The sequence below is a fragment of the Morganella psychrotolerans genome, assembly GCF_001676155.1.
In the GTDB taxonomy this organism is placed as follows: Bacteria; Pseudomonadota; Gammaproteobacteria; order Enterobacterales; family Enterobacteriaceae; genus Morganella; species Morganella psychrotolerans.
The window spans coordinates 94,584-106,973 of record NZ_LZEW01000033.1 but is presented as its reverse complement, the minus strand read 5'-3'; the positions used below and the strand labels follow the sequence as shown (position 1 = coordinate 106,973).

Genomic DNA, 12,390 nt, shown 5'->3' with positions numbered 1-12,390 from the left:
TTTTAAGACACAATGAAGAAGCCGAGATTTTATGCGTGTTGCCGATTTTACTTTTGAACTGCCGGACGAACTGATTGCCCGTTACCCGCAAGCGGAGCGGAGCAAGTGTCGTTTGTTATCACTCGATGGCGTCAGTGGTGAACTGAACCACGGTATCTTCACCGATGTGCTCGATAAACTCAATCCCGGTGATCTGCTGGTATTTAATGATACCCGTGTAATACCTGCCAGGATGTTTGGCCGTAAAGCCTCCGGCGGAAAGATTGAAGTGCTGGTGGAGCGGATGCTGGATGATCATCGCGTTCTGGCGCATGTCCGCGCATCCAAAGCCCCGAAGCCCGGCACAGAGCTGCTGCTGGGTGACGATGAAAGCGTGAAAGCGACAATGACAGTGCGCCATGATGCGCTGTTTGAAATCCGGTTTGATGATGAGCGGGATGTACTGACTATTCTGAATCAGATTGGTCATATACCGCTGCCGCCTTATATTGACCGCCCGGATGAAGCCTCTGATCGCGAGTTATACCAGACTGTGTATAATGACCGCCCGGGAGCCGTGGCAGCACCGACAGCCGGACTGCACTTTGATGAACCACTGCTGGCGGCACTGCGCGAAAAAGGCGTGGAAATGGCATTTGTCACGCTGCATGTCGGCGCAGGCACATTCCAGCCGGTCCGTGTGGATAAGATAGAAGAACACATCATGCATTCCGAATATGCGGAAGTGCCGCAGAATGTAGTTGATGCTGTGCTGGCGTGTAAGGCGCGGGGTAATAAAGTGGTCGCGGTCGGTACGACCTCGGTGCGCTCGCTGGAAAGTGCGGCGAAAGCCTCACCGGATGCACTGATTGCACCGTTCTTTGATGACACGCAGATCTTTATTTATCCGGGGTATGAATATCAGGTGGTTGATGCCCTGATAACCAATTTCCATCTGCCGGAATCAACTCTGATCATGCTGGTATCTGCTTTTGCCGGTTATCAGCACACGATGCAGGCGTATGATGCGGCGATACAGGAACGTTACCGGTTCTTCAGCTACGGGGATGCGATGTTTATCAGCCGCGACCCGCAGGCGAAATTTGAAAAAGTCGGTCACGACGACTGATATACTGTACATTTGTACTATACGTGACGTGCAACATACATCCGGTAGATTTCAGCGACTGCTGACTGACTGCCGAAAATTACACACCATCAGACTGTTTTTCTGATGCCGGAGGTTTTGTGAAATATGAACTGCAAACGACAGACGGCCGTGCGCGCCGTGGTCGCTTAATTTTTGATCGTGGCGTTGTTGAAACGCCGGCGTTTATGCCGGTGGGTACATACGGCACAGTGAAAGGGATGACACCGGAAGAAGTAAAAGAAACCGGTGCGCAAATTTTATTAGGTAATACTTTCCACCTGTGGCTGCGTCCCGGTCAGGAAGTTATGAAACTGCACGGCGATCTTCATGACTTTATGCAGTGGAAAGGTCCGATTCTGACTGACTCCGGCGGTTTCCAGGTCTTCAGCCTGGGTGCGACGCGTAAAATTAAAGAAGAAGGCGTTCATTTCCGTAATCCGATCAACGGGGAAAAAATCTTCTTAAGTCCTGAGAAATCGATGGAAATTCAGTACGATCTCGGGTCTGATATCGTGATGATTTTCGATGAGTGCACACCGTACCCGGCTGATTGGGATTATGCGAAGCAATCCATGGAAATGTCTCTGCGCTGGGCACAACGCAGCCGTCAGCGCTTTGATGAACTGGAAAATCCGAATGCATTGTTTGGTATTATCCAGGGCAGCGTTTACGAAGATTTACGTGATGTCTCCGTGAAAGGGCTGGTGGAAATCGGTTTTGATGGGTACGCTGTCGGCGGTCTGGCTGTCGGCGAGCCGAAAGAAGATATGCACCGTATTCTTGAGCACGTCTGTCCGCAGATACCGGAAGACAAACCACGCTACTTAATGGGCGTGGGTAAGCCGGAAGATCTGGTTGAAGGCGTGCGCCGTGGTATAGATATGTTTGATTGCGTGATGCCGACCCGTAACGCCCGTAACGGACATTTGTTTGTGACGGACGGTGTGGTTAAAATCCGTAATGCCAGGTATAAATCTGATGTATCCACGCTGGATGCAGAATGTGATTGTTATACCTGCCGCAATTATACGCGTGCTTACCTGCATCATTTGGATCGTTGTAATGAAATCCTTGGCGCACGCTTAAATACCATTCATAATCTACGCTACTATCAGCGTTTGATGGCGGGTATCAGACAGGCTATCGAAGAGGGTCGTCTGGAAGCATTTGCCGCTGAATTTTACCAGCGGATCGGGAAACCCGTTCCGCCGTTAAGTGCGTGATTTCCCCGAAACGGGATCACCTGACGATGCATAACATAGGCGATGTATCGTCAGCAGGTTTATCTGCCTGATAATTATGTGAATAACAAGAGGATAGTTTGATGAGTTTTTTCATTTCTGACGCAGTAGCATCGACAGGTGCGGCAGCTTCACAGGGCAGCCCGATGTCCCTGATTATCATGCTGGTCGTGTTTGTCCTGATTTTCTACTTCATGATCCTGCGCCCGCAGCAAAAGCGCTCCAAATCGCACAAGAGCTTAATGGACTCTATCGCCAAAGGCGATGAAGTGTTAACTACCGGTGGTCTGATCGGTCGTGTGGCTAAAGTGTCTGACACCGGCTACATCGTTCTGGAACTGAACGAAACAACTGAAGTAACCATCAAACGTGATTTCGTCGCAGCAGTTTTACCGAAAGGTACGCTGAAAGCGCTGTAATCTTTTATCTCTGATTTTCCCGAAGGGACTGCCGTGTTAAACCGTTATCCTTTGTGGAAGTATCTGATGCTGATCGCTGCGATCCTCATCGGTTTGCTTTATGCACTTCCAAACCTGTATGGTGAGGATCCGGCTGTTCAAATCACTGGCGCGCGGGGAACCGCCGCCAATGAACAGACCCTGGATCAGGTCCGAACCATCTTAGAAAAAGACCAAATTGCGAGTAAATCGATTGCACTGGAAAATGGTGTAATTCTTGCCCGTTTCTCAAATCCGGATATTCAGTTACGTGCCCGCGAAGAGCTGATGAAAGGCTTAGGTGAACAATACGTTGTTGCACTTAACCTGGCAGCCGCGACACCGAAATGGCTGAGCGCCGTCGGTGGTGAGCCTATGAAACTGGGTCTCGACCTGCGTGGTGGTGTTCACTTCCTGATGGAAGTGGATATGGAAACCGCGCTGGGTAAACTGCAGGAGCAGAATCTCGACAGTGTCCGTTCGATGCTGCGTGAGAACAATATTCCGTTTGCCTCTATCCGTAAAGCGGCTGATTACGGCGTGGATGTCCGCTTCCGTGATGATGAATCACGTTCTGAAGCCAGTTCTGTTTTATCAAAACGCCTGCGTGATCTCGTCTTTAAAAACGGACCTGATAATACGCTGAGTGCCGTGATGAGCGGTGAGCGCCTGAGTGAAGCGCGCAGCTATGCTGTCATGCAGAATATCACTATCCTGCGTAACCGTGTGAACCAGCTGGGTGTTGCTGAGCCGTTAGTTCAGCGCCAGGGTGCGGATCGCATCGTGGTCGAATTACCGGGTATTCAGGATACCGCCCGTGCGAAAGAAATTCTCGGGGCGACTGCCACACTGGAATTCCGTCTGGTAAACAGTACGGTGGATCCGGCGGCGATTGAAGCCGGTCGTATTCCGGGTGACAGTGAAGTGAAATACACCCGTGACGGGCGTGCGGTTGCAATGTACAAACGTGTGATTCTGACCGGTGACCATATTACGGACTCCACTTCTCAGAGTGATGAATACGGACAGCCGCAGGTCAGCATCTCGCTGGACAGTGCCGGTGGTAACACCATGTCCAATTTCACCAAGGATAATCTGTATAAGCCGATGGCAACGTTGTTTGTTGAATACAAAGACAGCGGACGCAAAGATGCCAACGGGCGATCTATCCTTGAGAAAAGTGAAGAAGTCATCAATATCGCGAATATTCAGTCCCGCTTAGGGTCGAGTTTCCGTATCACCGGGATTGATGACGGTAACGAAGCGCGTCAGTTATCACTGTTACTGCGTGCAGGTGCTCTGATTGCGCCGATTCAGATTGTGGAAGAGCGGACTATCGGCCCGACCTTAGGCCTGCAAAATATCGAGCAGGGTCTGGAAGCGTGTCTGTGGGGGCTGATGGCCTCAATTTGCTTCATGGTGATTTACTACCGCAAATTTGGTCTGATCGCGAGTAGCGCGTTAATGGCAAACCTTGTCCTGATTGTAGGGGTGATGTCGCTGTTACCGGGTGCGACGCTGACCATGCCGGGGATTGCGGGGATCGTCTTAACCCTTGCCGTTGCCGTCGATGCGAACGTACTGATAAATGAACGTATCAAAGAGGAACTGCGCAACGGACGCTCTGTCCAGCAGGCTATCCACGAAGGGTACAAAGGCGCGTTCTCAAGTATTATCGACGCAAACTTAACCACACTGATTACGGCGGTTATTCTCTACGCAGTCGGTACCGGTTCGATTAAAGGGTTTGCGATTACGACAGCCATTGGTGTGGCAACCTCCATGTTTACAGCAATTATCGGAACACGCGCCATCGTGAACCTGCTGTATGGCGGTAAACGTATTAATAAGCTGTCTATTTAAGGAGCACGTTGTGGCACAGGATTATACTGTTGAACAATTAAACCATGGTCGCAGAGTCTATGACTTTATGCGCTGGGACAACGTGGCATTTACGATATCGGCTCTGCTGCTGATTGCATCAATTGCAATTATCGGCGTGAAAGGGTTCAACTGGGGTCTGGATTTCACCGGGGGGACGGTCATTGAGGTTAATTTCACTCAGCCGGCTGATCTCGATAAAATCCGTGAAACAGTCGCTCAGGCTGGTTTCAAAGATCCGCTGATTCAGAACTTTGGCAGCAGCCGCGATATTATGGTGCGTCTGCCTCCTGCAGAAGGGACAGCAGGACAGGAACTCGGTAAAACAATTATCAATGTCATTAATACAAACATTGATGAAGGCGCGGTTGTTAAGCGTATCGAGTTTGTCGGCCCGAGCGTGGGTGCGGAACTGGCTCAGACCGGTGCGATGGCACTGATCGCCGCTCTCATTTGTATCCTTCTTTATGTGGGGATGCGCTTTGAGTGGCGTCTGGCGATGGGTGCGGTTATCGCACTGGCGCATGACGTTATCATCACGCTGGGTATCTTGTCGCTGTTTCATATTGAGGTGGATCTGACCATTGTGGCATCGTTGATGTCGGTTATCGGTTACTCCCTGAATGACAGTATCGTGGTATCTGACCGTATCCGTGAGAATTTCCGTAAAATTCGCCGTGGTACGTCTTATGAAATTATGAACGTCTCGTTAACTCAGACATTAAGCCGTACGATCATGACATCAGCAACAACACTGTTAGTGGTTCTGATGCTCTATATCTTCGGTGGTGCGATGCTGGAAGGCTTCTCACTGGTGATGTTGATCGGGGTTTCTATCGGTACGATTTCATCAATCTATGTTGCATCGGCACTTGCCCTGAAACTGGGGATGAAGCGCGAGCATCTGATTATCCAGAAAGTCGAAAAAGAAGGCGCAGATCAGGAATCCCTGCTGCCGTAACTTCTGTCGCAAAAAATAGAAAACACCCTGTATGTGTATGCATGCAGGGTGTTTTTTATATATAAACAGGGTAAACTACCGTAACAGTTCATTGACCCGCAGGATAATTTATGCATTGCCCATTTTGTTCCGCCGTTGATACAAAAGTCATCGACTCCCGTCTGGTGGGTGATGGTTCTCAGGTACGCCGCCGCCGTCAGTGCCTGGAATGTCACGAACGTTTTACGACATTTGAAATCGCCGAACTGGTGATGCCGCGCATCATTAAAAGTGATGACAGCCGCGAGCCTTTCGATGAAGAAAAATTGCGCAGGGGAATGCAGAAAGCCCTGGAAAAGCGCCCTGTCAGCTCTGACAATATTGAAGATTCCCTCAGCCACATCAAATCACAGCTACGCGCTACGGGCGAGCGGGAAGTCTCTGCTAAGTTTGTCGGCGAACTGGTGATGGGTGAGCTGAAAAAACTCGATAAAGTGGCTTATATCCGTTTTGCGTCTGTTTACCGCAGTTTTGAGGATATCCGTGAGTTTGGCGAAGAGATCGCGCGGTTACAGGACTGAAAATATGATGCAATCTGATGAGTTTTATATGGCGCGGGCGCTTGAATTAGCGGCGCTCGGGCGTTTTACCACGGCACCGAATCCGAATGTCGGGTGTGTGATTGTCCGCGATGGTGAGATTGTTGGCGAAGGGTATCATCAGCGTGCCGGAGAGGCACACGCAGAGGTGCATGCGCTGCGCATGGCGGGTGAAACGCCCGTGGTGCGACCGCTTATGTCACACTGGAGCCGTGCAGTCATCACGGTCGTACGCCGCCGTGTGCCCAGGCTCTGGTTAATGCGGGCATTTGTCGTGTGGTGGCTGCCATGCAGGATCCGAATCCGCAGGTTGCCGGGCGCGGGCTGTATAAATTGCGTGAAGCCGGAATTGAGGTCAGTCACGGCGTATTGATGCAGGAAGCGGAAGCGCTGAACAAGGGCTTTTTTAAGCTGATGCGTACCGGTTTTCCGTATATTCAGCTGAAAATGGCGGCATCTGTTGACGGCAAAACGGCACTGGCAAATGGTAAGAGTCAGTGGATCACCTCGAAAGCCGCGCGGCAGGATGTGCAGCAGTTCCGCGCGCAGGCAGGGGCGATTCTGTCGACCAGCGCCACGGTACTGGCAGACGATCCCGGTCTGACGGTCCGTTATGATGATTTCCCTGCAGCATTACAAAAAGCGTATCCGCAGGAAGATATCCGCCAGCCGGTACGGATTATTACAGATAGTCGCCAGCGCGTAACAGCACAGCACCGCGTAACACAATTGCCGGGTAGTTGCTGGCTGGCGCGGACACAGTCTCAGCCGGATGAGTGGCAGGGTAATGTGGAAGAGATTATTCTGCCGGAGAACGGCACCGGGGTTGACCTCGTGCTGCTGATGATGCAACTCGGCAAGCGCGGTATTAATACTGTCTGGACAGAGTGCGGATCGCATCTGGCAGGGGCATTACTGAAAGCCGGGCTGGCAGATGAAATTGTATTATATCTGGCACCGAAAATTCTGGGCAGCGGTGCGCAGGATCTCTTTACCCTGCCGCCGCTCACCCATCTGCGGGATGCACCGGAGTTCAGAATTGACGATGTTACGCAGGTGGGACCGGATATCCGCCTGCGGTTGATCCCTGTATATTAATCACTGAATTTACGCCGGAATTTAATTTTTATACCGGAGTTTGAAAAACACAGGCGCGGTAGTGCAAAGAATGTGGTAAAATCCGCGCCCCACAGTATGAAACTCGTAAGAAGGAAAGGCTATGAACGTCATTAAAGGTGTTGTCAGTGCGCCCGGTGCGCGTATCGCTATCGCAGTCGCCCGCTTTAACAACTTCATCAACGACAGCCTGTTAGACGGCGCGGTTGATGCCCTTGAGCGAATCGGTCAGGTCTCCTCTGAGAATATTACAACGGTCTGGGTACCGGGTGCTTATGAACTGCCGCTGGCAGTCAAAACACTGGCTGAAACCGGAAAATACGATGCCATTATTGCACTGGGAACCGTGATCCGCGGTGGTACAGCGCATTTTGAATATGTCGCCGGTGAATGCAGCTCCGGATTATCGGCTGTCGCCATGAACAGTGCGATTCCGGTAACGTTCGGGGTTCTGACCACCGAAAGTATCGAACAGGCCATTGAACGTGCGGGAACCAAAGCCGGTAACAAGGGAGCGGAAGCTGCCATGACCGCGCTGGAAATGATCAATGTGATTAAAGCCATCAAAGGCTGAATTTAGATTTAAGTCAAGGGGATATGTGTGAAACCAGCAGCTCGTCGTCGTGCTCGTGAATGTGCCGTTCAGGCGCTTTATTCGTGGCAGTTATCCGGCAATAATATTGCGGATGTCGAAGTGGAATTTCTGTCAGAGCAGGATGTCAAAGACGTTGATGTCGCCTATTTTCGTGAGCTGCTTTTCGGCGCAGCAACGAATGCAGTGCGTCTTGATGCACTGATGGCACCGTTCCTTTCCCGTCAGCTTGAGGAATTAGGTCAGGTCGAAAGAGCCGTTTTACGCCTGGCGATGTATGAATTAAGCTACCGTGAAGATGTCCCTTATAAAGTGGTTATCAATGAAGCTATCGAGCTGGCAAAAGTGTTCGGCGCGGAAGACAGCCACAAATTTGTGAATGGCGTGCTGGATAAAGCAGCACCCAATGCCCGTAGTAAAAAGTGATCATCTGACGCTTTCATGAACGGACATACATGAACTGATATAAAGAAGGCCGGTAAAACCGGCCTTTTGTCTTTTATCTGACCGTGGAATTTCTGATTATGGCCTGTGGTGAATTTGATCTCATCCGACGTTTTTTTGACCGGCAGCACTATTACCGCCGGGACGTCGAGCTGGGGATTGGCGATGACTGCGCACTGATGTCAGTGGCGGAAAAACAGCAGCTTGCTGTCAGTACCGATACCCTGGTCAGCGGCATTCATTTTCTGCCTTCTGTCTCTGCCCGCGACCTGGCGTGGAAATCCCTTGCTGTGAATTTAAGTGATCTCGCCGCCGTTGGCGCTGATCCGGCATGGGTTTCACTTGCGCTGACATTACCCACCGTTGATGAAGACTGGCTGGGCGAATTCAGTGACAGCTTCTTTGAGCAGCTTAATTATTATGGCATGCAACTGATTGGCGGCGATACCACGCGCGGACCGATGAGTCTGACCCTGACTGTTCATGGTCTGGTGCCTGCCGGACGCGCCCTGAAACGTGCGGGTGCGCGTAACGGTGACTGGATCTATGTGACCGGTACTCTGGGTGACAGTGCCGCCGGGCTGGCTATTTTGCTGGAGCAATTACAGGTGACAGATCCGGCTGCCCGCGAGTTTTTCCTGAAACGCCATCTGCGCCCGCAACCCCGGATTTTGCAGGGACAGGCATTACGTAACCTGGCAACATCGGCGATTGATCTCTCAGACGGATTGATTTCTGACCTTGGTCACATTCTCAAAGCCAGTCGCTGCGGGGCAAAAATCGATTTGGATATGCTGCCGTTGTCGCCTGAAATGAAAGCGAATGTTGACCCGGAACAGGCACTGACCTGGGCACTGTCAGGCGGGGAAGATTATGAACTTTGTTTCACTATCCCAGAGATAAACCGGGGCGCGCTGGAAATGGCACTGGCTCATACGGGGGCGCCGTTCCGCTGCATTGGTCAGATGAAACCGGAAAGTGACGGGATACGCTATTTCAGTCAGGGCAAAGAAGTAACGCCATCACTGAAAGGGTTTGATCATTTTGCTGAGAAAGTGACGGCGGAATAATATAAAACGCGGTATACCGATAGTTACCTATAGTTATCAAAACCAAAAAACCTGCGAAAGCAGGTTTTTTGGTTTCAACTAACTGCTACTAATCAGGCTTTCGCCAGATAGGCTTCAATTGATTGCTGAATATGCTCAGCATCCAGCCCCATATCGCGGCGGATCTCTTCCTGATCGCCCTGCGGAACGTAGATATCAGGTAGTCCGATATTCAGCACCGGCACCGGTTTGCGCTGTGCCATCAGAAATTCATTCACACCACTGCCCGCGCCACCCATAACCGCATTTTCTTCAATGGTAACGAGTGTGCCATGGCGTGCTGCCATTTCCAGGATCAATGCTTCATCCAGCGGTTTGACAAAACGCATATCAACGACAGTTGCATTCAGGTTTTCAGCGGCCTTCAGGGCTTCTTCCAGCAATGTACCGAATACCAGAATAGCTGTTTTTTCACCTTCACGGCGGACAACACCTTTGCCGATTTCAAGCTCGGTAAAAGGTTGCAGAGTCGCACCACAGCCACTGCCGCGCGGATAGCGGACAGCAACCGGACCTTTACTGTAGTGATGACCGGTGTGCAGCATCTGGCGGCACTCGTTTTCATCGCTCGGGGTCATTATGACCATATTTGGCAGTGTGCGCAGGAAAGAGAGATCAAACGCGCCCTGGTGAGTAGGACCATCGTTGCCGACAATCCCTGCACGATCGATAGCAAACAGCACCGGCAGCTTCTGAATCGCCACATCATGAATAACCTGGTCATACGCGCGTTGCAGGAAGCTGGAGTAAATTGCCACCACCGGTTTGTAGCCACCGATAGCAAGACCTGCCGCAAATGTGACGGCGTGCTGCTCGGCAATCGCCACATCAAAATATTGTTCCGGGAAGGATTTGGAAAAGCGCACCATGCCTGAGCCTTCACGCATGGCAGGGGTGATCGCCATCAGTTTCGGGTCGTGCTCTGCTTCTTCACATAACCAGTCCCCGAATATTTTGGAAAAACCCGGTTTTGAGGATTTGCTTTTCGGCAGTGCGCCGGTTGACGGATCAAACTGCGGCACAGCATGCCAGCTGATTGGATCTTTCTCGGCGGGTTCATAACCACGACCTTTCTTGGTCATAATATGCAGAAATTGCGGCCCTTTCAGGTCGCGCATATTTTTCAGGGTCTGGATAAGTGACACCACATCATGACCATCGACCGGGCCGATGTAATTAAAGCCCAGCTCTTCAAAGAAGGTGCTCGGAACAACCATTCCTTTAATGTGTTCTTCCGTTTTTTTTCAGCAGATCTTTGATAGGCGGCAGACCGGAGAAGACTTTCTTTCCGCCTTCACGCAGCGTGGTGTAGAGCTTGCCGGAGAGCAGTTGCGCCAGATGATTATTCAGTGCGCCGACATTTTCGGAAATCGACATCTCATTATCATTGAGAATAACCAGCATGTCGGATTTGATATCCCCGCCGTGATTCATTGCTTCAAATGCCATACCTGCCGTAATCGCACCGTCACCAATCACACAAACGGTTTTGCGGTTGCGGTTTTCGCGGGCAGCCGCAACAGCCATCCCGACACCGGCACTGATCGAGGTCGAAGAGTGCCCGACACTCAGCACATCATATTCGCTCTCTTCCCGCCACGGGAACGCATGCAGCCCGTTTTTATGGCGGATAGTGTCAATGCGGTCGCGCCGCCCGGTCAGAATTTTATGCGGATATGCCTGATGACCGACATCCCAGATCAGATTATCAAACGGCGTCTGATAAACATAATGGAGTGCCACAGTCAGTTCAATCGTGCCCAGACCGGATGCAAAGTGCCCGCTGGAACGGCTGACACTGTTTAACAGATACTGGCGGAGTTCGTCACAGAGCTTGGGTAAAGTCTCTTTCGGTAACAGACGCAAATCATCAGGCGTCTCAACGAGTGCCAAAGTCGGATATTTAGCGATATCAATACTCATGTAATGCTCACTAATTCTTATTAAAGTTTCTGAAAATGCCGGAACGTACCAGCAGTATTAGCTGTTGCGTTCAATCACAAAGTTAGCAAGTTCACGCAGGGTTGCTGTGTTGTAATGATGTTCTTCAAGTTGTGAAAGCGCAGTCAGTGACTCTTTATAAAGCGCCTGTGCTTTATTCTGAGCCTCTTTTAAACCAAGCAGTGACGGATAGGTACTCTTTCCGTGAGCGGCATCACTACCCTGGCTTTTTCCGATAACATCGGTATGACCGATGACATCGAGGATGTCATCCTGAACCTGAAACGCCAGACCGATAGCCCGGGCGTAAGTATCAAGAGCCGGTAATACAGTATAGCCTGCTTCACCGGCGCTCATAGCACCCATGCGGACAGACGCACGGATTAAAGCACCGGTCTTGTGGTTATGTATTTGTTCCAGCGCATAAATATCGACATTTTTACCTTCGGCTGCCAGATCAAGCGCCTGTCCGCCGCACATTCCGCCTAAACCGGCAGCATCTGCCAGTTCAGCAATCATTGCAAGACGATCAGCAGGACGGACATCGGGCATCGGGCGGCGGGCGAGAACAGAGAATGCCAGGGTTTGCAGTGCATCGCCTGCCAGAATGGCATTAGCCTCACCGAAAGCAACATGGCAGGTCGGTTTACCACGGCGCAGAGTATCATCATCCATTGCCGGTAAATCGTCGTGGATCAAAGAATACGCATGGATACACTCGATGGCCGCTGCCGGTGCATCCAGGTTTTCGGTGGTAACACCAAACATCTCTCCCACCGCATACACCAGGAAAGGGCGCAGGCGTTTTCCGCCGAGCAGTGCGCCGTAGTGCATGGCTTTTCCCATGTCTGTTGCGGCGAAAGGCAATGTGGTCAGAATATCGTCGAGGACACTGTCAATGTGCTCCCTGGTATGCGCCAGTTGAGTGCGGAATGTGTCGGGTGTTTGTTCAGGCATGATT

General features: G+C 51.1%; 10 protein-coding genes and 2 pseudogenes. 10 read left to right on the top strand and 2 right to left on the bottom strand.

Translation table 11 applies throughout. The annotated features are described in order from the left end of the window. Positions 1 to 31 precede the first annotated feature (31 nt). From queA to thiL, 10 genes and pseudogenes are all read left to right on the top strand, one after another. Positions 32 to 1,108: a tRNA preQ1(34) S-adenosylmethionine ribosyltransferase-isomerase QueA gene (gene queA / locus AYY16_RS18075; protein WP_067369885.1), complete on the top strand. Its 1,077-nt coding sequence runs from the start codon at positions 32 to 34 to the stop codon at positions 1,106 to 1,108. A gap of 119 nt (positions 1,109 to 1,227) precedes the next feature. Next, positions 1,228 to 2,352, top strand: coding sequence for a tRNA guanosine(34) transglycosylase Tgt (tgt, locus tag AYY16_RS18070; protein ID WP_067369882.1), 1,125 nt, complete (start codon positions 1,228 to 1,230; stop codon positions 2,350 to 2,352). Between the two features lie 101 nt (positions 2,353 to 2,453). Next, complete coding sequence (gene yajC, locus AYY16_RS18065; protein ID WP_067369879.1) at positions 2,454 to 2,789, top strand: preprotein translocase subunit YajC; 336 nt, start codon at positions 2,454 to 2,456, stop codon at positions 2,787 to 2,789. A gap of 33 nt (positions 2,790 to 2,822) precedes the next feature. Continuing rightward, positions 2,823 to 4,670: a protein translocase subunit SecD gene (gene secD, locus AYY16_RS18060; RefSeq protein WP_082970801.1), complete on the top strand. Its 1,848-nt coding sequence runs from the start codon at positions 2,823 to 2,825 to the stop codon at positions 4,668 to 4,670. A gap of 10 nt (positions 4,671 to 4,680) precedes the next feature. Continuing rightward, a complete protein-coding gene (gene secF, locus AYY16_RS18055) occupies positions 4,681 to 5,649 on the top strand; it encodes a protein translocase subunit SecF (protein WP_067369876.1) in 969 nt (322 codons plus the stop codon). Between the two features lie 110 nt (positions 5,650 to 5,759). Beyond that, positions 5,760 to 6,209 carry a transcriptional regulator NrdR gene (gene nrdR / locus AYY16_RS18050; protein WP_067369869.1) on the top strand — a complete coding sequence of 150 codons (450 nt, stop codon included), beginning with the start codon at positions 5,760 to 5,762 and terminating at the stop codon, positions 6,207 to 6,209. A gap of 7 nt (positions 6,210 to 6,216) precedes the next feature. After that, positions 6,217 to 7,325 (top strand): annotated as a pseudogene (gene ribD, locus AYY16_RS18045) (bifunctional diaminohydroxyphosphoribosylaminopyrimidine deaminase/5-amino-6-(5-phosphoribosylamino)uracil reductase RibD). A 121-nt stretch (positions 7,326 to 7,446) separates the two neighbouring features. After that, complete coding sequence (gene ribH, locus AYY16_RS18040; protein WP_067369864.1) at positions 7,447 to 7,917, top strand: 6,7-dimethyl-8-ribityllumazine synthase; 471 nt, start codon at positions 7,447 to 7,449, stop codon at positions 7,915 to 7,917. A 27-nt stretch (positions 7,918 to 7,944) separates the two neighbouring features. Next, positions 7,945 to 8,361: a transcription antitermination factor NusB gene (nusB, locus tag AYY16_RS18035; RefSeq protein WP_067369861.1), complete on the top strand. Its 417-nt coding sequence runs from the start codon at positions 7,945 to 7,947 to the stop codon at positions 8,359 to 8,361. A 98-nt stretch (positions 8,362 to 8,459) separates the two neighbouring features. Then, complete coding sequence (gene thiL / locus AYY16_RS18030; RefSeq protein WP_067370001.1) at positions 8,460 to 9,449, top strand: thiamine-phosphate kinase; 990 nt, start codon at positions 8,460 to 8,462, stop codon at positions 9,447 to 9,449. A gap of 92 nt (positions 9,450 to 9,541) precedes the next feature. Here thiL and dxs read toward each other — a convergent pair. Next, positions 9,542 to 11,411 (bottom strand): annotated as a pseudogene (dxs, locus tag AYY16_RS18025) (1-deoxy-D-xylulose-5-phosphate synthase). 57 nt (positions 11,412 to 11,468) lie between these two features. Beyond that, positions 11,469 to 12,386, bottom strand: a complete 918-nt coding sequence (ispA, locus tag AYY16_RS18020) for a (2E,6E)-farnesyl diphosphate synthase (protein WP_067369858.1) — start codon at positions 12,384 to 12,386, stop codon at positions 11,469 to 11,471. Positions 12,387 to 12,390 lie beyond the last annotated feature (4 nt).

Excerpts from the sequence above, each read along its gene's own strand:
- ribH (WP_067369864.1), top strand. The coding sequence starts at position 7,447 with ATGAACGTCATTAAAGGTGTTGTCAGTGCGCCCGGTGCGCGTATCGCT.
- thiL (WP_067370001.1), top strand. The coding sequence starts at position 8,460 with ATGGCCTGTGGTGAATTTGATCTCATCCGACGTTTTTTTGACCGGCAG.
- ispA (WP_067369858.1), bottom strand. The coding sequence starts at position 12,386 with ATGCCTGAACAAACACCCGACACATTCCGCACTCAACTGGCGCATACC.
- yajC (WP_067369879.1), top strand. The coding sequence starts at position 2,454 with ATGAGTTTTTTCATTTCTGACGCAGTAGCATCGACAGGTGCGGCAGCT.
- queA (WP_067369885.1), top strand. The coding sequence starts at position 32 with ATGCGTGTTGCCGATTTTACTTTTGAACTGCCGGACGAACTGATTGCC.
- nrdR (WP_067369869.1), top strand. The coding sequence starts at position 5,760 with ATGCATTGCCCATTTTGTTCCGCCGTTGATACAAAAGTCATCGACTCC.